Source organism: Frigoribacterium sp. Leaf8 (genome assembly GCF_001421165.1).
Taxonomy (GTDB): Bacteria; Actinomycetota; Actinomycetes; order Actinomycetales; family Microbacteriaceae; genus Frigoribacterium.
The window spans coordinates 80,293-98,284 of record NZ_LMKB01000004.1 but is presented as its reverse complement, the minus strand read 5'-3'; the positions used below and the strand labels follow the sequence as shown (position 1 = coordinate 98,284).

Sequence of the window (17,992 nt, the reverse complement as noted above, 5' to 3'; positions counted from 1 at the left end):
CCCGCGGCCCGCGGTCGGCGTTCAGCACAGCTTGCAGCGGTCGGCACAGCCTGCCCGGGCAGGTCGCGCTATGGGACGGCAGAGAGCGGAGTGCAGGAGGCGCGGGCCGGGTAGGACGCGCGGCGTGCGGACGGTGCGAGCGCGGGAGGCGCGGGCCGGGCAGGACGCGCGGCGTGCGGACAGGGCGAACGCAGGAGGCGCGGGGCGGGCAGGACGCGCGGCCTGCGGACGGTGCGAGTGCAGGAGGCGCGTGCCGGGTAGGACGCGCGGCGTGCGGATGGGGCGAACGTAGGAGGCGCGTGCCGGGCGGGGTGCGCGGCGTGCGGACGGCAGGTGCTCGGCTTGCCTCACGCCACGAGGTACACATGCCGCCACGCGATGTCGTGGCGGCGTGTGTACTTCGTGGCGGGGCGGGCCACGGCGCCAGGAAGTGGTCACCGCGCCAGGCTTAGTCCTGGCGCAGTGACCACTTCCTGGCGTCATGCCCGGGAGGCGCGGCAGACCGCCGCCCGCCGCCCGCCGCCCGCCGCCTGCCGCCTGCGGCCTGCGGCCTGCGGCCTACCGCCAGCGCCGCAGCGCCACGCGCTGCACGACGTTCAGCACGGTGTCGCTCAGCGTCCCGAGCAGCGCCAGCAGGACGATGGCGAGGAAGATCCGGTCGACGCGTCCGTTCGACTGCGACTCGGTCAGCAGGAAGCCGAGGCCCATCGACGACGCGATCAGCTCGGCCGCGACCAGGAACAGCCACGCCTGCGCCAGCGCCAGCCGCAGTCCCGACACGAGCGAGGGCAGCACGGCCGGCAGCTGCACCCGGGTGAAGAGCGACACCCGCCGCAGGCCGTACGCGCGTCCGGCCTCGACGAGCTGCGGGTCGACGTGCCGCAGCGACCCCGCGACCGTGGTGAACACCGGGAAAGCCGCACCGATCGCGATCAGCGTGACCTTCGAGTCCTCGCCGATGCCGAGGTACAGGATCAGCAGCGGCACCCAGGCCAGCGACGGCACCGCGCGCACGGCCGCGATCGACGGTGCGAGCAGGGCCTCGCCCACCCGCGACAACCCGACGACGGCGCCGACGACAAGCCCGATCGCCGACCCGACCACGAACCCGATCAGCACCCGCTGCACCGAGATGGCGACGTAGAGGCCGAGCTGACCCGTGGCGGCGAGGTCGACTCCTGCCCGCGCCACGTCCGCGGGGGACGGCAGGCGGTACGAGGGCACTCCGCCGACGGTGGTGGCGAGCACCCAGGCGGCGAGCACGGCGGCCGGCAGGAGCACCCCGAGCAGTGCCAGGCGGCGGGGAGGGGTCGCGCCCGGGGTGCCCGGGCGTCGCGGCGCGGGCGACCCGGACGAGGAGGCGCGGCGTCCGTCCTCGACGACCCGCGCCTCCTCGGCTCGGGGGGTGACGGTCAGGGTGCTGCTCACGAGGTGGACGCGGCCGTCGCGTACGAGTCGTCGAAGAGCGAGTCGAGGGCGGCGTCGACGTCGTCCTGCGAGGGGACGTCGCCCGACTCGACCAGGATCGGGCCGACGGTGTCGAGGACGGCGCGTTGGTCGGCTCCGGGGGCGGGGTCGATGTCGAGGTGGGTGCGGTCGATCACCGTGGTGGCGACCGCGGGGTCGATCGCGGCGGCCTTCGCGAGGATCGCCGCGGTCTCGTCCGGGTTCTCGAGCGCCCAGGCGCGGGCCTTCTCGTACGAGTCGACGACGACCTGCGCGACATCGGGCGACGTCTCGAGGAACGACTCGGTGGCGTTGAGGAACCCGTAGCTCAGGAAGTCCACGTTGCGGTAGAGCAGCTTCGTGCCCGACTCGGCCTCGCTCGCGGCCATGATCGGGTCGAGGCCGGACCAGGCGTCGACGCTGCCGTTCTCCAGGGCGGCGCGTCCGTCGGCGTGCTGCAGGTTCTGGATCGTCACGTCGGAGGCGCTGAGCCCGGCCTGGTCGAGCGCCTGCAGCAGGAAGAAGTACGGGTCGGTGCCGGTGGTCGCCGCGATCGTCTTGCCGCGGAGGCCTTCGACGTCGGTGATGGTCGAGTCGCCCGGGACGACGAGCGCCGACCACTCGGGCTGCGAGTACACGTCGATCGTCTTGATGGGGGAGCCGTTCGAGCGGGCGAGCAGCGCGGCCGAGCCGGCGGTCGAGCCGACGTCGACCGCTCCGGCGCGCAGCAGCTCGTTGGCCTTGTTCGAGCCGGCCGACTGGGTCCAGTTGACGGTGACTCCGTCGCCGAGGGCGTCCTCGAGGTAGCCCTGGTCCTTCACGACGAGGCTGAGCGGGTTGTAGGTCGCGAAGTCGATGTCGAGCGTGTCGGTCGACCACTCGCCGTCGCTCGCCCCGGCGCCGCCTGCCGCGTCGGCCGCGCCGGTGCCGGCGTCCTCACCCGCGACGCAGCCGGTGAGGAAGAGGGCGCTCGCCGCGGCGAGGGCGAGACCGCCGGCCCAGGAGGCGCGGGTGCGGGTGGTGGGGGAGGTGCGGAAGGTCATCGGTTCGTCTCCGTGCTGTCGGGGGCGGTGCGGTGGTCTGCGGGGGTCGGTGCGGGTGCGGTCTCGGTACGGGGGCGTCCGTCGGTGGCCGTCGCGGTCAGCGTGCTGGTGGTCGAGTTGCCGGCGTGGACGCGGTGGACGCCGAGGTCGGCGAGCAGCTGGAGGCGCAGCTCGGCCAGGGCGGGGTCGTCGCGGTCGCGGGGTCGGTCGCCGGGCACGGTGACGATGCGCTGGATGCTGGGGGCGCCTCCTGCGGTGTCGGCCTGCGCCGCGCCTCCTGCGGTGGGGGCGCCCGTGCCCGTGTCGGCCGCGCTCGTGGCGCCGGCAGGCCGGGGCAGCTGCTGCGAGAGGTCGGCGAGGACGACGATGCGGTCGGCGAGGTAGAGAGCTTCGTCGACGTCGTGGGTGACGAGCAGGACGGTGGTGGGTTCGGCGCGGTGGATGTCGAGCAGCAGGTCGTGCATGCGGAGGCGGGTGAGGGCGTCGAGGGCTCCGAACGGTTCGTCGAGCAGCAGCACCTTGGGGGCCCGGGCGAGGGCGCGGGCGAGGGAGGTGCGTTGGGCCATGCCTCCGGACACCTGGCGGGGGCGGAGGCCGGCCGAGCTGCCGAGCCCGACGAGGTCGAGCAGTTCGGTGATGCGGGCCCGGCCTGCGGCCTTGTCCGGGTTGCTGCCCGTGGTGCCCTTGGTGCCCTTGGCGGCCTCGGCGCGCTCGCTGCGCTTGCGGGCCTTCGGCAGGCCGAGTTCGACGTTCTGGCGGAGGGTGCGCCAGGGCAGGAGGCGCGGCTCCTGGAACGCGATGGCGCAGCGTTGGTCGGTGGGCCGGGTGGGGGAGTCGTCGATGTCGACGGTGCCGGAGTCGGGCTGGTCGAGGCCGCCCACCTGGCGGAGCAGCGTCGACTTGCCGCAGCCGGAGGGGCCGACGATGGCAATGATCTCGCCGGCCGTCACGTCCAGGTCGAGGGCGTGGAGGACGGGGCGCCCGCCGAAGCGCTTCCCGACGCCGCGCAGACGGATCGGCAGGGCCGAGGAGGCGCGGGTCGTCGAGGTGGGCATGTCACGACGGTAGGTGGGCGGGGTGCCTGCCGTCCCGTGGGGTGTAACGGGGCGAAACACTCCGTTCGGTCTAGGACCAGCTGGAGAAGGCCGCCACGGCGGCATCCGTTCGGTAGAACTTCCGGAGGGCTGAGGCCGAGGGTGCGGCAGGTAGGTGGAACAGATCGTCGCGGGTGACCTGCAGGTCGGCCTTCGTGATGCCGGGGGCGTAGGTGATGCGGCTGCCGTCCGGCTCGAGGCGCAGGAGGAATGCGTCGAAGGCGACGTGGTGGTTGAGGCACAGCGGCAAGCCGTTCAGTGCTTCGTCGGCGCCGCCGATGCTCTTGGGGATGAGGTGCGCACCCTGGATGAGTCGGGGGACGGCGATGTCGCAGAAGGCGCAGGTCGAGCCGTAGCGGTTCAGGACGTCGATCTTGAAGCGACGCTGCTGGGTGCGCTGCTGGACGAGGCGGAGCGTCTGTTCGGGAAGTCCACCGAACAGGTCGACCTCTTTTTCGGAGGTCGGCAGTTCATCGTCGGACGGGAGCGGGAGGACGGACTCGACGAAGGAGAGGTAGAAGACGGCGGCATCGTCGTCGAAGGTGTCGACGTAGCCGAGTCGGACGTCCTTGAGGCTCGAGCGCAGGGCGTTGGGGGTCACGACGAAGAGTGGCAGGCCGAGGCTCTGGGCGCGCTTGACCGACTCGATCTCGTTGCGGTCGAACGAGGCGTGCCGCTGCGTGGACGGGTAGTGGTAGTCGAGGTGCTCGTCGGTGAGGTCGTCGGCGTAGGACGTGCCCGTGTGCTGCAGGGTGAGGGCAACGCGGCCGGGGGAGCCATGGGTCCAGTCGCCGGTGCCGTCGAAGAAGATGCCGGCCTGGCCCTTGTAGAGGCCGATGTCGCGGATCGCGGACGGGGTGAGGCCGTCGGCGTTGCCGGCTTTGGCGAGCTCGCTCCAGAGTGTGAGGCGTCGCTCGTACTCGCCACGCGTCCAGTCCGAGATCCCCACGAAAGAGATCATGACTCATGTATGCAGGATGCTGGGCAATCGTCACGTACCCAGTGCGAGGGGCCGGCTGCGAGTGGACTCTGGAGGTCGCTGGATCGGCTATGCTTGTCGGGTTGCCTCGGTCGGGGCAACACCAAGAAGGCAGTTGCTCAGCAACGGTTTTCTCGGGCTGTGGCGCAGCTTGGTAGCGCACTTGACTGGGGGTCAAGGGGTCGCAGGTTCAAATCCTGTCAGCCCGACCATCTAAATATCACCGCGGGGGACATGTGGGTGTTGTGGCTCGATTTCTGATCGTTTCCGATCTCCATGCCTTCATTGGTAGCTTAAGTGATCGGTCTCCATCGCAGATGGCTTTGGGCACCCCCACAAGCGAGGGCCTAGTTCTGCTCGAGGATTGTCTGCAAGTGGTCCGGGATCGTTTTGGGAGCGTCGATGCTGTCCTTGTTGCAGGGGATCTGTCCGACAGAGCTTCGGGGGACGCCCTGCGAGCATTGTGGCCGGAGCTGGGCAAACTCGCTGAGGGGCTTCAAGCCAAGCTGTATGCCACGGCCGGCAATCACGACTATGACAGTCGAGACAATGGCTCCGGGAATCCGAAGGGAGATCTACTCGATCTTGAGCCGCCTTTTCCGTTCCATTCGGAAGCCGCGCGTCTCAACTACTTCGCGTACGACTTCGCCGTAGACAGTCAAAGCGATTACGTGATCGTATCCATCAACTCCGCGGCTCAGCATGGCTACCGCAAGGGGAACGTCCCCGAGCATGTGCACGGCCGCATCACGGCCAGTACAATCAAACGCCTCGGCCTCCACATTCAGGCCAAAGTTCTGCCTGACATCAAGATCGCTCTCATTCACCATCACGTGTCGCAGTTGCCAGGTCTCGACCACGCAGAGCAGAGCGTCGTCCAAGACGCTCAGGAACTTCATCACCGGCTTGAGTCAAGTGGTCAATGGATCATCATCCATGGCCACAAACACCGGCCTTATGTTCAACGTGTGTCTGGAAATGGGGATGCGCCCATCGCAATTAGCGCCGGGAGTTTCTCAGCCAATCTCGGCGGCACCACCTTCGCCGGTCAGGTGCAAAACCAGTTTCACGTAATTGAAGTTCGAAGCCATCCAGTTGAAGCACCCGAGTTGACTATCGCCGGCACGGTCTATTCGTGGTCTTTCACCGGGTTGGCCGGTTCCTCCTGGCGTGTGGCGGGTTCATCAGACGCCCTTCCAGGTGAGTCCGGCTTTGGTTGGAAGGGTTCACCTGCGTCTCTCGCCGCGGCGGTGGCGGACATGCTTTCAGACCAAAAGCCAAGCCTCTCCCGCGCCGAGGTGGAGTCTGTGGACCCGTCGATGGTTTTCATGACGTCGCGGGAACTGCAGATCATGGACGACCACCTAAAGTCGACCCATGACGCGAACATAATTTACGACCTACAGGGCCGAGTCCAGAACATCGAGAGAAGAGTCGCTTGACCGTGCATGAGCCTGAAGGTGGTTCTGAAATGGCACCAGGCCGGCGCGCCGTTTTTGCGAGCAACGCTGTCAAGTTGAGCGCAAGCGAAGTTGCAAGCACTTTCGTAGAGCCCGATTATTTTACTCGACTCATTCGAGCGGATAATGCAATTCTCGTGGGTCCTCGAGGTTCCGGAAAGACGACCTTACTGAAGATGCTGCAGTCGGAGGCGCTGGAGCATTGGAGAGGGGACGCCGCCGACCGAGCGGCCCAGATAGTCCGAAGCACCGGGGTATTCGTGGGGGCTGACCGCTTGTGGAGTGAGCAACTCAGTGCAGCGGAACTTGCCGGAAAAACGGGTTTCGGAAACGCGGCCTTTGCGCTACACATTGGCCTTTCTCTCTCGAGGGCTATGGAGTATCGCCTTAGCGGTGCTGAGGAAGGTCTCCAGAGACAGCATTTGCGGACCGCCATTAGCCGCGAAGGGGAATTGGCGCTCTGCGCAAGTTTCGGTGACTACTTCAGACTTGAGAAGCCGGCGTTTGATCTGGCAGGTGTCCGACGTTCGATCCACAGCCGTCTAGTCGACTTGGGTCGAAGCAGGAATGCAGTAATGCATGGCGCCGCGCCTCAGCAACATTGGGTCGATGTAGATGCTCTGGCGGCAGTACGAGCTCTTACCGAAGAATTCAATGACCTCGCCAATGAACCCGACCATACTTGGTCCATACTTTTTGATGAGTTGGAATTGGCCCCACCTCGTTTGCTCGACGAGCTCCTGGGTCAACTTCGCGGCGGTACGGCACACATCAATTTCAAGCTCTCCTTGGTACCCGTCGTCGGCCAGGCTAAAGCTTTGGGGGGCGAATTTGGCGCTGTAGACGGTCAAGATGTGGAGTTTATTTCTCTCACGGACGCGTCGCGAGTTATTTCGAGTCGTTTCACGAAGCGACTGTTTGACATGCACCTTGATAGCCGCACGCCACCGCTATCGATGCCCGTCCACAAGCTACTCGGCGAGAGTGTCTTTGACGCCTCCGACGCAGAGGGTGCACCCGCCGATCTGTCTAGACAATACCTTCCCGGCGGAATGGTATGGGAGGCAATGAATAGGCTGCGAGACAAGGACGACACCTTCGCCTCGTACCTCATACGCAGTGGTATTGATCTTGAGGACATGCCATCTCTGGGTCCGAGTCAACGTGCCGCAAAGATTCGCAAAGTGAGGAATGTTGTGGTCGTACGCGACTATTTCCGAGCTTCGTCGCGGAGAAGATCTCGCAAAAGTGCTGAGCTCTACGCCGGAGCTTCCAGCATATTGGCGTTGCCCGATGGCAATCCGAGGATGGCCATGGTCCTCATTCGCGAGTTGATTGCTCAATGGGACAAACGGGGCACAAATTCTATTTCTAGACCGGCGCAGGGCGAAGCAATAGACGTCGTCATGGATCGTTTTGTGGCTTTGCTCTCGGCACAGGAAGCGAGCCAGATAGGCGGAGCGGCCACTACTGTGCTGCAGCTCGTTGACCTGATCGGCCGCAACCTCGCAGGCCGCATTTTAGACGCCCCGTTTAGCGCCGACGTTCCAGCGTGCTTTAAAATCGACGAAGCGGTCGATGAACGCCTTCTTCCTCTAGTCGAACGAGCCGTCAACGCAGGTGCTCTTGTTCATGTGGCGGGCACGTCGCCCTCGGAATTGACGTCGAGTGTCGTTGGAAATACATACAGACTCTCCTACCTTTTGGCGCCTCGATACGGCCTGCCTATTCGCACAGGTAAAGCCGTGCAAATGTCCAATCTACTGGGAAAATTCGGAGGTCTCGGAAATGAATCCCGGTGGCAAGTACCCTTGCCTGGTTTTGAAATTTAACATAACTAGGGAGGTTAATTAGTGTTTGGTCGACAAGTCGATGTCAGTCGTGTTAGTGAAGACGATGAGTCGGTCTACGATGCCTTCTTTGGCGTATGTGGCTACGAGTCTCGCTCTTCAGCCCTTGCTCAGCACCTGGGTAGCCGGGTACGGTCCCTCTTTGTTCACGATTACAACAAAGAGCCTGTACTGTCCTACGCAGTGAATCGTGCCTACTACGAAAAGGCCGGCGCAACGTTCTCCGACACGACCGCCTGGACCAAAGTGCCTCAAGTACCTCTCCCCGATGGTGAGGATTTACGCGCTAAGCGCTTCGCGGTCGACATTAGCTCGATGGATAGAGACGTTTTGTCTCACTTGGTTGCCATTTTGGCCGAGGCTGATGCAACGGTTGATTTCTATTACAGTCCGGCGGAATTTAGCCCTAACCTGAGCGGCAGTTCGGGCACCATCACGGTCAATAGGCCCGCGCTCGGGCTCGAGGGCTGGACGTCCACTCCAGACATGCCACTAGTTTCTATAATCGGTTTGGGCTTCGAGGGTGAGCTTGCGCTCGCGGCGGTCGAGAGTCTGGAGCCAAGTGACACTTTTGTATTCTCTCCACGAGGTCTAGACAGCCGATACGATTCGGTGGTTGATGATAAGAATTCAATCGTCCTGGCGATGAGTGGCCATGTGAGCGCCTATGCTCTTGGGGAGCCTTTGACTCTTTATCGAAAGTTAGACACCGCCACCTGGACTTTACGGCAATCAGCCCGGGTGGTCTTCGTGCCGTTGGGGCCCAAGCTTTTTGCATTGGCTAGCGCAATTGTGGCGGTGAAGCACGGCAGTCAGGTATCTGTTTGGCGCGTGTCCTCCGGTCAAGATAGAATCCCAGAAGAACGTCATACTTCGGCGCTTCCTGTTGGCTTGCGTGTAATTTTTGGCGTTGGCAACAATCTAGGTCTCGACAGAAGCTAGTGCTTACGGATATAGACCATATTGAGCTTTTGGCCAAGGCCAATAGGCCTGCTTCGCGGTCTCCAAGACCATTTCTTAGGTGGGCTGGCTCCAAGCGAGGTCTGCTATCGCAAATCGTGCCATTGCTACCAGCGGCATACTCGCGATACTACGAGCCATTCTTGGGCGGAGGTTCGTTGGCTACACTCTTGCAGCCCGCGTCCGCGTCTCTTTCGGATGTCAGCGAGGATCTGATCAACTGTTGGCAGCAAGTACGAGATGTGCCAGACGCTATTATCGAGTGTTTAGACAGTTGGGCTCTAGACAAGGATACCTACTATCGTTTGCGCTCGACCGTTTTCGATTCACGGGTGGAACGCGCGGCCCAGTTTATTTTTCTTAATAGGGGCGCTTTCAATGGTCTTTATCGCGTCAACCGCAAGGGACAATTTAACGTGCCATGGGGTGCTCCAAAGAGTGCGAATATAATTGATAAAAAAGTCATATGCGATGTTGCGCATTGGCTCAGGGGTAGCGGTGTGACGATCAGGCACTCTGACTTTGCGGCATCGTTGAGCCATGCTCGGTCCAACGATCTCGTCTTCCTTGATCCTCCCTACCACGCGGTTACGACAGCGGGGCGAGACTTTCGTCACTACAACGAAAACCTATTTTCATGGACCGATCAGCGCCGCCTTGCTCGGATGGCGGAGGGGGCGAGAATGCGCGGGGCCTTTGTCGTAGTGACCAATTCGTATTCACGAGACATCTCGGATTTATACCCAAATTTCGAGTCTCGCCGTCTCCTACGTCGGTCTTCCATCGCCGCCGACTCTCGTCGTCGAGATGCCGTTTCTGAATTTGCATTCATCGGTCGGCCCAACTCTCCGTAGTTCTGAGCATGCTTCTCCGTACCGTCGTTTGATAAAAGCCATGCTGTTTTCTGCCAGCGAAAGCGTTTAAAGTCCTGATGCTCAGAGATTGAAGTCAGTGCCTAGTTTGGCCATGGTCTAACCCTGCCCGCTCACCTTCCTGCATAGGACGCGGCAACCTAGTCGTGCTTTACGGCAGCGTTGCCTGAGGGGGGAACGAATCGGACGGGTGAGTATCGGCGAACCGGCTCGTCCATCGCCTCGTCTTGTGGGCATGGTCTCTACGTGTTCACGTATCAACATCGCATAGCCTGACTAGGGGGCTCTTGGCTCAGGCGCAATCCATGTGGCCAGGCTGTCCAGCGCCAAGGACGGGTCGCTGCGCTGTCGCCACCACGTGGTGCCGGTAGATGAGCCCAGGTGATCGGTCGCTTGCTGTGAGGACTCAGGCGTTGTGTCATTTGTCCGCCTCATGCCGATCACCCGGATGATCGCCCTCGCGTACCGCTCGCCCATGTCGCATTCCCGGGCTCGATAGGAGACGACCCCACCGGCGCACTCAACACAATGAACGCCGAGCCAACACGGCTGCAACGTACAGGCATCAAGTCGATGGTGACGAGCGAGGATTGGATCAGCGCCTCCTCGCATACATCGGGGCAACCTCATATGGTGGGTCTGTGAATCCAACACCATCACCGTCGTCGGTACTAGTCGAGTTCGTAAGTGAGAACGATTGGTGGAACGCTCCAGTTTTTGCCGTTCTTGCCGGTGTATTGGGAGTCGTTCTCGGTGGTTTGATCTCTCTTTGGGCAAGCTCCCGATCTGAGACTGCGCAAACTCGGCGTGAAGCCCGAAAGGAGGTCTTTGCCGGATTCGATCAAATTGCGACCGACTTCGCCTCAATCAGGCACCGTGTGTTGCCCATCAATGACGGTGACACCAGGCACGGTGATGTGATTGTCGGCCTGATAGAGGGCTTGCAGGCGAACACAGACGCCGCCGCTCGCCGGATTCGTGTTTACGACGGTGCTCTAAGCAAGTCGATCGACACGTACACAGCAAGTCTTCAGTCGGTCTTGGACGCCTTCGCTGATACGAAAGGGAAGTACCAATCTGCTGTTCTAGCTTGGCTGGCGGCGTACGAAGAACTTGAACGTGCCGTGGGAAAGCGTGTCGGGGTCTAGTTCGACCAAGTCATTGTTTTGATGAGGCAGCAGAAGCGAGGCCTTCTGGCCCGCGCACGATCGGGGTGAGGTCGAGGGGGCGGGGGAGACCGGCAAGCAGGTAGGGGCCGTGGCCGGCGACCCAGGGGTAGACGGTGAACTCGTACTCGTCGACCAGGCCCCAGCCGACGACGTCGGTGGCGAAGGCGGAGCCTCCGAGGCGGAGCGGGCCGCCGGGACGGCTCTTCAGCTCGCGCACCGCCTCACGCACGTCGTCGCCGAGCAGCTCGGCGTTCCAGTCGACACTCTCGAGCGTCGTCGACGCCACGTACTTCGGGATCTCGTGGATGGTCCGCGCGAAGGGCTGCATCCAGTCGGGGAACGCGTCGGAGGCGGGCGGACGCCAGGACTGCTCCATCAGCTCGTAGGTGACCCGACCCAGCAGCAGACCGTCGGCCTGGGCGAGAGCCTCCGTGGCGAGCTGATGGACCTCGGCATCGGGTCGGCCTTCACGGTGGTCGATGCAGCCGTCGAGCGTGACGTTGATGGAGTACGTGAGCGTCCTCATGCCGGGGAGGCTAGCCCCGCGACGGAGGTGCCGCCAGAGGCACGAAAGCTAGCGCCCGTCAGCCCAGTGCGTCGGCCGCGCGAAGCCGTCGGGCAGGCGCGTCGCCGCATCGCCCCGCGCGCTGTTCACCTGCATCTGCGTCAGGTAGATCGCCCCCGAGAGGTCCGCCCCACCGAGCTCGGCGTCCCGCAGGTCGACACCGAGCAGATCGCACCGGTCGAGGTCAGCCCCGCGCAGGTCCGCCGCGATCGCGATGCTGCCGCGGAGCGTCCGACCCCGCAGATCCGCCCCGGCCAGGGCCGCACCCATCAGGTCGCTCCCCGGCTCGAGCGTCGGCCCCTTGCCCTTCGACCGCCGAGGAGGCGCAGGTACGGCCGCCCGGGCGACCTCACTCGCCTGCACCAACAGCGGACGCGCCGCGTCGTACTCGGCATCGATGTCGAGGGCGGCCAGCTCGTCGGGGGTGCCGTCGGTGAGGTGCCGGACGTGATCGAAGGCGGCGAGCCACGGGGCGGGGTCTGGGGTGGTGGCGGTGCGGGTGCGGCCGGGCTCGGTCGCCTGTGCGTGCTCGCCTTCGCGTGCGCGCTCGCGGTCGACCAGGGTGATCGCTTCGTCGAGGTACCAGAGCAGCTCGTGGAGCCTCCGCACGAGCGGGAAGGTCGAGAACATCGCCTCACGCGTCGCGGTGTCGTCACGCCACGAGCGCCCGGCGAAGGTCTGCTGGCTGACCTTCTGCCCCGCCCCGAAACAGTCGAACACCGTGCAGCCCTTGAACCCACGATGACGCAACTGCGGGTGGATGCGGCATCCGTCGTGCTCGTCGAGGTTCGTGCACGGGTCACCGGCCGGCTTGTCGAACGGGAAGGCGGCGCTCTTCGTGAACGCCAGCGCGACGCAGCACAGCCCGAAGCAGTTGGCGCAGTCGGCTCCGAGGTCGGCGCGGCGGCCCAGCTCGATCCGGGTGCGGGTGCTCATCGCGTCAACGCTAACGGGCGCGGCGGGCCGGGGCGATCGAACAGGGGTGGATCACTTGTCCCACACCGTCACCGCAGGGAGACCCCGAGCCGCCCGCTCCTCCGTGACGAGGTCGGTGATGAGCGCGGTCTTCGCGGCTGTGTAGGCGCGGCCGTCGTCGAGGCCGGCCAGTGCCTCCTTCCGGGTCGCGTAGCGCTGTCGCGCGACCGGGTCGCGCAGCAGGCGGTCGCGGAACAGTCGCTGGTGGCAGGCGTCCCAGTGGTCGGGGCGGAAGACGTGGAGGATGTGCGTGCGTCGCGGTCCGTCCCGGCGGACGTAGACCGCGTGGGTCTTCGGGCCCGATGCGTGTCGTTCGTAGCCGAGGTCGACCAGGTCGGCGCCGAGGGTGGACGGGTCGGTGCCGGGAGACGTGCGGGCGGCGACGTCGATGGTCGGCTTCGCGAGGAGGTCGGGGACGGCCGTGCTGCCGATGTGCTCGAGGGCGTCGACCCGGGTGCCGAGGGCGACCGCGAGACGCTCGGCCTCACGGCGGTAGTCGTCGGCCCAGGCGGGGGAGTGCGGCTGCAGATCGACCATCGGGGCGATCGTACGGGGTGTCACTCTCGGCGGGTCGGGGTCGAGTGGTCCTGGATCGTCGTTCGCGGGGAGGGGAAGGACGATACGGGACCATTCGATAACCGGTGGGGCGGGCGTGGACCGACCCGCGCCTCCTAGGGGGTGGTCGGGCGGAGGTCGGCGAGGGGGCGCGACCAGGCGACCTCGCGGGCGAGCTGGCCGGAGGCGCGGAAGAGCTGCACCTGGTGCGTGTCGGGGAGGGCCGCGGCGAGGGCGTCGCGGTCGGCGGGGGTGAAGCCGAGCTTCTGCCAGAACGGTCCGGAGCGGCGGGAGAAGAGCCAGGCGCGGTGGGCTCCGTGATTGGCGGCGTCGGCCAGGGCGTGGCGGGCGAGGCGGGAGCCCGCGCCGCGTGTGCGGGCGGCGGGGGCGACGGCGACGCTGCGGATCAGGGCGTGTCGGCCGTCGGCGCTCAGCTCGTAGCCGGTGCTGCCGACCACCGTGCCGGTGGCGTCACGGTCGACCCAGAGCCGGAGGCGCGGCGAGGGGGAGTCGAGACCGGCGAGCGTGAGGTCGGCGGCGGCGAGGAAGGCGCGGAGGTCGGCTCGGGCGTCGGCGTCGGCATCGGCATCGGTCGGGGCGATGGGGACGAGGGGCATGGAGCCATTCTTCCGGGGGCGCGTCGGGCTCGTGGGGCTCGGCGGGCTCGGCGGGTTCGAGTCTGCCCGGGTGGGCCCGGCAGGCTCGAGTGGGCAGAAAGTGTCCTTCGGGAACGGCTGAAGGACACTTTCTGCCCACTCGATGATGCCGCGGTGGGCCACGGCGGCTCAGAACGGGCCGCGCGGGGGAGTCGCGTCCGGAGGCGGCGACCTAGCCTGGCGGGATGCTCGTCGTCGTACCGCTCATCGTGTTCGCCGGGTGCGCCGTCGTCTTCTGGACGACGCTCGCCGCCGCCCGGGGACGGCTCGGGGTGAACCACCTCGCCGGCATCCGGTTGCAGCACGTGATGGCGTCGCCCGAGGCGTGGCGGGCCGGGCACCGGGCAGCACTCGTGCCGGTGACGGTGGGGTGCGCGCTCGCCGTGGGCTCGATCGTGGTGCCGCTCGTCATGGGCCCGTCGGAGGACGCGATGGCCATCTGGGCGATCGGGAGCATGGTGGCACTGCTGTTCGGCACGCTCGTCGGGGCGTGGCGGGCGGATCAGGCGGCCACGGACGTGCTCGGGAGCTGAGCCACGAGGATCATGACCACGACGTCGCCCTTCCCGCGGTGGGGAAGGGCGACGTCATCGACGATCAGTTGGTCCAGGTGGTCTTTTCGTAGTCGAAGCCTCCGGTGACGTCCATGACGATCTGGGCCGGGTCGGCGACGTTGAAGCCGACGGGGTAGCTGACAGAGGCGCCCGGGAGGATGGTCGTCGAGGGAGCGAGGGTGAGCCCACCCTCGGTGTCGAAGATCTGCTCTGCCTCCTGGCTACCCGACGACGCGGAGATGAAGGTCAGCGTCGGGTCGTAGCCCTCGGTCGCTGTGTTCGTGATCGTGATCGTGAACTTGACGTTGTTCGGCTGTGAGCCGGTGTAGGCGTACTGGCTCGGCGTGAAGGCTTCCGGGGCGCTGATGCCGAGGGTGAGGCCGTCGAAGGTCGCCGTCTCGCCGAAGGTGAAGGTGGTCTTGGCGGCCTCGGTCGCGGGAGCGGAGTTGCCGGCAGCGGCCGCGACCTCGGTCATGTTGGGTGCGGCTTCGCCGCTCGTTCCCGTTGCCGGGCTGCCTGAACAGCCGGCGAGGGTCAGGCCGATGATGGAGGCAGCGGCGAGGGCAGTGGTGATCTTCGTGGCGCGGGACATCGTGTGTCTCTTTCTACGGGTGCTAGACGATGGGAAAGCTCGCATTCGGGTGCAGAGCAATCCTCAAGACCTTATGGGTCGGGGTCGATTCCAAGGGCCCGTTTTCGACGACGGGTGTCTCTTTCACCTCGTGAGTGATGTTCATTCACCGCCAGGTGACGGTGAGGTGGCAGGTGTCAGACGTGCGATGACCTGGAGGTGAAAGTAGCCGTTCTACCCCCGGACGGGGGCTGCCTTACGCCTTCGTTCCTGCTGAAACTGTGCGAGGTCGATTCCGGCCAGGTGTCGAGGGGAACGACGATGACGTTGTGGTGGAACAGGCTCACGAACACGGGCCGGGTGTTGATCGCGTGTGGCTTCATGGCCTTCTTGCTGGTCGTCGGAGGTGCGGCGAACGCGGCCGCCGTCGGCGCTTTCTCTGGGGCAGGCGAGGCCGCCGGCCCGGACGGTGCGGCGCAGCCCTTCGTCGCCGTCGACGCCACGACGAGCCCGACCCCCACTCCGACTCCCACCCCGGTCGTCAGCATCACCCGCGTCGACGAGAGCGAGAGCGTCCCGTTCGAGTCGGTCTCGGTCGACGACCCGAACCGCGACGTCGGCACCAGCGCCGTGACGACCACGGGACAGGCGGGCACGAAGGTCCACACCTACGAGGTGACGACCACCGACGGAGTCGAGACCGCGCGCACCCTCGTCAGCGAGACCGTGACGGTCGCCCCGGTGCCGCAGGTCACGAGCGTCGGCACCCGCGTGCCCTACGTCGCCCCGGCACCCGTCGCCGCACCGGCGCCCGCTCCGGCTGCGGGTGGGTGCGACTCGAACTACTCCGGGGCGTGCGTCCCCGTCGCCTCGGACGTCGACTGCGCCGGAGGCAGCGGCAACGGCCCCGCGTACGTCCAGGGGCCGGTCACGGTCGTCGGCTCGGACGTCTACGACCTCGACCGTGACGGCGACGGGATCGCCTGCGACCGGTAGGCGCTAGCCGGGAACGCCTACCGACGAGGATCGAGTGGTCCGGGCGCGGGCTGACCTCCCCAACGGGGGCTCGTCTGCGCGTCACATGTCGCCCTAGCGTGTGGGCAAGGGGGAAACATGAGCGAGACCGTGGCGCGCGGAAGCGTGGCGATGACGTTGAAGGCCCGGCGGCCGGCCTACTCGGTGATGCAGGAGTGCCTGCGCGTCCAGGCCGAGGCGCCCGCACTGACCCGGCGGCAGCGCCTCTTCGGGCACACGCCCCTGAGCGCCGACGCCCGCAGCTGGTACCAGGGCGCCCTCGGCGAGATCGAGGTCGCGCGCGTGCTCGCCGAGCTCGGGCCCGAGTGGACCGTGCTGCACTCCGTCCCGGTCGGCTCGGGCGAGTCCGACATCGACCACGTCGTCATCGGGCCGACGGGCGTCTTCACCGTCAACACGAAGCACCACGCCGGCAAGAAGGTCTGGGTCGGCGGCGGCTTGGTGACGGTCGGCGGACACCGGACCGACCACTCTCGCAACTCCCGTCACGAGGCGGCCCGCGCCTCCCGGTTGATGTCGAGGGCGGCCGACTTCGAGATCGTCGTCACACCCGTCATCGTGCTCGTGGGCGAGGCCTCGCTGTCAGTCGGCAAGAAGGCGCCGACGGTCTCGGTGGTCGTGGCCGCCCGCCTGCGCAAGTGGCTGATGAACGGGCCGCGGGTGCACTCGCCCGAGGCGCTGGCCTACCTGACCATGGTCGCCGAAGAACGCGGTACCTGGCACACGGAGGCGCTGGTGCTGACGGACACGCTCCGTCACGAACACCGCTTCGAGCGCCTGCGCCGCGACATCGACGACGCGGCTCGGCGGCGTCGGCGGTGGCGGGTGGGCACGGCGCTCGGCGTTCTCGGGACGAGCGGGGGAGTCGCGATCGCGGTGGTGGCGACGGTCACGAGCACGGTCGTCTCGACCTTCGGGTAGGTGCCCTGCGCGGTGGGCCCTGAGCCGCGGGCCCTGAGGCCTTGGCCCAGCGACGGCAATCCCCCCGCGGTGATCCGGTACGTACCGGATCACCGCATGAACGACGACACCACGCGGGCCACCGCCGCGGTCACGGCGGCAAGAGCTGCAGCGATCAGTGCGAACGCCGACCAGACGGCGAGGTCGGCGTGCTGCAGGTGCAAGCCGACGAGAAGTGCGGCGAGTGCGACCACGACGGCGGCTGCCCAGACCGCCAGCGCGCGGGCGCTCCACCGGCGCGCCCGGGTCGTCGTTCCGCCCGATGACGACCAGGCCACTGCGAGAGCGGCCACGGTGAACAATGCGGGGATGAGGGCGACGAGGTTGATCACGGGAATCCGATCAGGAGGGTCGAGGCGGTCAGTCGACGAACATCCACCGCACGAGAACGATGAGCCCGAGCACGAGTGCCGTCGGCAGGGCGATGACTGCGAGCCCCCACAGCAGGCCGCCAAGGGTCAGCATGATCGTGAACCAGTCGATCGCCGGAGCGGTGGTATAGCGGGCGGCACCGCTCATGCCGGGCGCCACCTCGTTGATCACCATCAACCCGACGGCGGCGGCGACGCCCACGATGCCGAAGACGAGGGCGAGACGGCCGAGGCGGCGACGACGCCTGGCGGGAGACGAAGCATCCATCTGCTGAGGCTAGATCCTCGGCCGTGTCACCACCAGACCGGACGATCAGGAGGCGCGACCACCGCGATCGGGACGCGCGCTCACCAGCCGGTGCACGAGCATCACCACCAGCAGCGCCACCGCGAACCCGATCGAGAGGACCGCGATGAGCAGCAACGGGCCGCCGACCGTCTGCACCCCGTCGAACCCCTCGAAGCCGTCCGCCGACGAGACCACGACGTACCTGACCGGAGCGGACGGACGGGTGAACGTCCACCATCTGAAGGCCGTATCCGAGAGGAAGGCGAACACCCCGAGAAGCCCGAAGGCGAGAGCGGGTCGCCCCAGCGCGAGGCGGGGCGTGGTCGGGGTGGCCATGAGCCGAGACTAGGGCGCGGCTCGGCTCCGGACGGAGTCCCGCTTCGAGGGGCACGCCGGTCCTCCGGGCCGACCGAACCGGGCGAGTGGGCAGAAGATGCTGCCCGGCGGTCCTCGACGAGCAGGTTCTGCCCACTCGAGCCGTCGCGTGGGTGACGGGCGCGGGCGGGCCGACCCGCGCCTCCTGCTCGGACGTCGCCTCCGCGAGTCGATCGAGTGGTCCGACAACGTTCTTCGTGGGGCGGGGAGGGA

At 66.2% G+C, this 17,992-nt stretch carries 20 protein-coding genes and 1 tRNA gene; 9 read left to right on the top strand and 12 right to left on the bottom strand.

Translation table 11 applies throughout. The features are described from left to right. Positions 1-558: 558 nt before the first annotated feature. The 4 genes from ASL10_RS04620 to ASL10_RS16315 form a co-directional block, all read right to left on the bottom strand. Positions 559-1,428 carry an ABC transporter permease gene (locus ASL10_RS04620; RefSeq protein ID WP_235452430.1) on the bottom strand — a complete coding sequence of 290 codons (870 nt, stop codon included), beginning with the start codon at positions 1,426-1,428 and terminating at the stop codon, positions 559-561. Continuing rightward, the gene (locus ASL10_RS04615; RefSeq protein WP_056044862.1) at positions 1,425-2,489 is read right to left on the bottom strand and encodes an aliphatic sulfonate ABC transporter substrate-binding protein; all 1,065 of its coding nucleotides are present in this window, start codon (positions 2,487-2,489) and stop codon (positions 1,425-1,427) included. Before ASL10_RS04615 ends, ASL10_RS04620 begins: the two co-directional genes overlap by 4 nt. After that, positions 2,486-3,544 (bottom strand): ABC transporter ATP-binding protein, encoded by a 1,059-nt coding sequence (locus tag ASL10_RS04610; protein ID WP_082460193.1) that lies wholly within the window; start codon positions 3,542-3,544, stop codon positions 2,486-2,488. The genes ASL10_RS04615 and ASL10_RS04610 overlap by 4 nt, the downstream gene beginning before the upstream one ends. A 70-nt stretch (positions 3,545-3,614) precedes the next feature. Beyond that, entirely contained in the window at positions 3,615-4,544 is a 930-nt protein-coding gene (locus tag ASL10_RS16315) for an HNH endonuclease (protein ID WP_056044861.1), read from the bottom strand. Between the two features lie 153 nt (positions 4,545-4,697). Here ASL10_RS16315 and ASL10_RS04600 point away from each other — a divergent pair. The 6 genes from ASL10_RS04600 (at position 4,698) to ASL10_RS15925 (ending at position 10,852) form a co-directional block, all read left to right on the top strand. Next, positions 4,698-4,774, top strand: a tRNA-Pro gene (locus tag ASL10_RS04600). A 24-nt stretch (positions 4,775-4,798) separates the two neighbouring features. Further along, positions 4,799-6,004, top strand: a complete 1,206-nt coding sequence (locus ASL10_RS15530) for a metallophosphoesterase (RefSeq protein WP_369794367.1) — start codon at positions 4,799-4,801, stop codon at positions 6,002-6,004. Further along, entirely contained in the window at positions 6,001-7,854 is a 1,854-nt protein-coding gene (locus ASL10_RS15935; RefSeq protein WP_157485284.1) for a hypothetical protein, read from the top strand. The genes ASL10_RS15530 and ASL10_RS15935 overlap by 4 nt, the downstream gene beginning before the upstream one ends. Positions 7,855-7,875: 21 nt before the next feature. Then, positions 7,876-8,814 (top strand): hypothetical protein, encoded by a 939-nt coding sequence (locus ASL10_RS15930; protein WP_157485282.1) that lies wholly within the window; start codon positions 7,876-7,878, stop codon positions 8,812-8,814. Then, positions 8,814-9,686 carry a Dam family site-specific DNA-(adenine-N6)-methyltransferase gene (locus ASL10_RS16700; RefSeq protein ID WP_082460190.1) on the top strand — a complete coding sequence of 291 codons (873 nt, stop codon included), beginning with the start codon at positions 8,814-8,816 and terminating at the stop codon, positions 9,684-9,686. Before ASL10_RS15930 ends, ASL10_RS16700 begins: the two co-directional genes overlap by 1 nt. Before the next feature lie 608 nt (positions 9,687-10,294). Continuing rightward, positions 10,295-10,852: a hypothetical protein gene (locus tag ASL10_RS15925; RefSeq protein WP_157485280.1), complete on the top strand. Its 558-nt coding sequence runs from the start codon at positions 10,295-10,297 to the stop codon at positions 10,850-10,852. A 10-nt stretch (positions 10,853-10,862) separates the two neighbouring features. Here the strand turns inward: ASL10_RS15925 and ASL10_RS04580 are convergent, their stop codons facing one another. The 4 genes from ASL10_RS04580 to ASL10_RS04565 form a co-directional block, all read right to left on the bottom strand. Beyond that, on the bottom strand, positions 10,863-11,399 hold the full coding sequence (locus ASL10_RS04580; protein WP_056044853.1) for a dihydrofolate reductase family protein: 537 nt from the start codon (positions 11,397-11,399) through the stop codon (positions 10,863-10,865). A 48-nt stretch (positions 11,400-11,447) separates the two neighbouring features. Beyond that, positions 11,448-12,374: a pentapeptide repeat-containing protein gene (locus ASL10_RS04575; RefSeq protein ID WP_056044851.1), complete on the bottom strand. Its 927-nt coding sequence runs from the start codon at positions 12,372-12,374 to the stop codon at positions 11,448-11,450. Between the two features lie 51 nt (positions 12,375-12,425). Further along, a complete protein-coding gene (locus ASL10_RS04570; protein ID WP_056044848.1) occupies positions 12,426-12,950 on the bottom strand; it encodes a GrpB family protein in 525 nt (174 codons plus the stop codon). A 134-nt stretch (positions 12,951-13,084) separates the two neighbouring features. Beyond that, positions 13,085-13,585, bottom strand: coding sequence for a GNAT family N-acetyltransferase (locus ASL10_RS04565; protein WP_056044846.1), 501 nt, complete (start codon positions 13,583-13,585; stop codon positions 13,085-13,087). A gap of 224 nt (positions 13,586-13,809) precedes the next feature. On the opposite strand from ASL10_RS04565, the gene ASL10_RS04560 reads away from it, so the two are divergent. After that, positions 13,810-14,157: an SdpI family protein gene (locus tag ASL10_RS04560; protein ID WP_056044845.1), complete on the top strand. Its 348-nt coding sequence runs from the start codon at positions 13,810-13,812 to the stop codon at positions 14,155-14,157. Positions 14,158-14,221: 64 nt separating this feature from the next. Here the strand turns inward: ASL10_RS04560 and ASL10_RS04555 are convergent, their stop codons facing one another. After that, the gene (locus ASL10_RS04555) at positions 14,222-14,770 is read right to left on the bottom strand and encodes a hypothetical protein (protein WP_157485278.1); all 549 of its coding nucleotides are present in this window, start codon (positions 14,768-14,770) and stop codon (positions 14,222-14,224) included. A 300-nt stretch (positions 14,771-15,070) separates the two neighbouring features. On the opposite strand from ASL10_RS04555, the gene ASL10_RS04550 reads away from it, so the two are divergent. Further along, positions 15,071-15,745, top strand: a complete 675-nt coding sequence (locus ASL10_RS04550) for a G5 domain-containing protein (protein ID WP_235452428.1) — start codon at positions 15,071-15,073, stop codon at positions 15,743-15,745. Between the two features lie 117 nt (positions 15,746-15,862). Then, on the top strand, positions 15,863-16,705 hold the full coding sequence (locus ASL10_RS04545) for a nuclease-related domain-containing protein (protein WP_056044842.1): 843 nt from the start codon (positions 15,863-15,865) through the stop codon (positions 16,703-16,705). An 89-nt stretch (positions 16,706-16,794) separates the two neighbouring features. On the opposite strand, the gene ASL10_RS04540 is transcribed toward ASL10_RS04545, so the two are convergent. From ASL10_RS04540 to ASL10_RS04530, 3 genes are read right to left on the bottom strand one after another with little or no spacing between them, the layout of a single operon-like run. Continuing rightward, positions 16,795-17,076, bottom strand: a complete 282-nt coding sequence (locus tag ASL10_RS04540; RefSeq protein WP_056044840.1) for a hypothetical protein — start codon at positions 17,074-17,076, stop codon at positions 16,795-16,797. Positions 17,077-17,104: 28 nt separating this feature from the next. After that, entirely contained in the window at positions 17,105-17,383 is a 279-nt protein-coding gene (locus tag ASL10_RS04535) for a hypothetical protein (RefSeq protein ID WP_056044839.1), read from the bottom strand. A 45-nt stretch (positions 17,384-17,428) separates the two neighbouring features. Continuing rightward, on the bottom strand, positions 17,429-17,740 hold the full coding sequence (locus ASL10_RS04530; RefSeq protein ID WP_056044836.1) for a hypothetical protein: 312 nt from the start codon (positions 17,738-17,740) through the stop codon (positions 17,429-17,431). Between the last annotated feature and the right edge of the window lie 252 nt (positions 17,741-17,992).

What these genes read in the sequence shown, in the direction of transcription:
- ASL10_RS04615 (WP_056044862.1), bottom strand. Translation starts at nt 2,489, where the DNA reads ATGACCTTCCGCACCTCCCCCACCACCCGCACCCGCGCCTCCTGGGCC.
- ASL10_RS04610 (WP_082460193.1), bottom strand. Translation starts at nt 3,544, where the DNA reads ATGCCCACCTCGACGACCCGCGCCTCCTCGGCCCTGCCGATCCGTCTG.
- ASL10_RS16315 (WP_056044861.1), bottom strand. Translation starts at nt 4,544, where the DNA reads ATGATCTCTTTCGTGGGGATCTCGGACTGGACGCGTGGCGAGTACGAG.
- ASL10_RS04580 (WP_056044853.1), bottom strand. Translation starts at nt 11,399, where the DNA reads ATGAGGACGCTCACGTACTCCATCAACGTCACGCTCGACGGCTGCATC.
- ASL10_RS04575 (WP_056044851.1), bottom strand. Translation starts at nt 12,374, where the DNA reads ATGAGCACCCGCACCCGGATCGAGCTGGGCCGCCGCGCCGACCTCGGA.
- ASL10_RS04570 (WP_056044848.1), bottom strand. Translation starts at nt 12,950, where the DNA reads ATGGTCGATCTGCAGCCGCACTCCCCCGCCTGGGCCGACGACTACCGC.
- ASL10_RS04565 (WP_056044846.1), bottom strand. Translation starts at nt 13,585, where the DNA reads ATGCCCCTCGTCCCCATCGCCCCGACCGATGCCGATGCCGACGCCGAC.
- ASL10_RS04560 (WP_056044845.1), top strand. Translation starts at nt 13,810, where the DNA reads ATGCTCGTCGTCGTACCGCTCATCGTGTTCGCCGGGTGCGCCGTCGTC.
- ASL10_RS04555 (WP_157485278.1), bottom strand. Translation starts at nt 14,770, where the DNA reads ATGTCCCGCGCCACGAAGATCACCACTGCCCTCGCCGCTGCCTCCATC.
- ASL10_RS04550 (WP_235452428.1), top strand. Translation starts at nt 15,071, where the DNA reads ATGACGTTGTGGTGGAACAGGCTCACGAACACGGGCCGGGTGTTGATC.
- ASL10_RS04545 (WP_056044842.1), top strand. Translation starts at nt 15,863, where the DNA reads ATGAGCGAGACCGTGGCGCGCGGAAGCGTGGCGATGACGTTGAAGGCC.
- ASL10_RS04535 (WP_056044839.1), bottom strand. Translation starts at nt 17,383, where the DNA reads ATGGATGCTTCGTCTCCCGCCAGGCGTCGTCGCCGCCTCGGCCGTCTC.
- ASL10_RS04530 (WP_056044836.1), bottom strand. Translation starts at nt 17,740, where the DNA reads ATGGCCACCCCGACCACGCCCCGCCTCGCGCTGGGGCGACCCGCTCTC.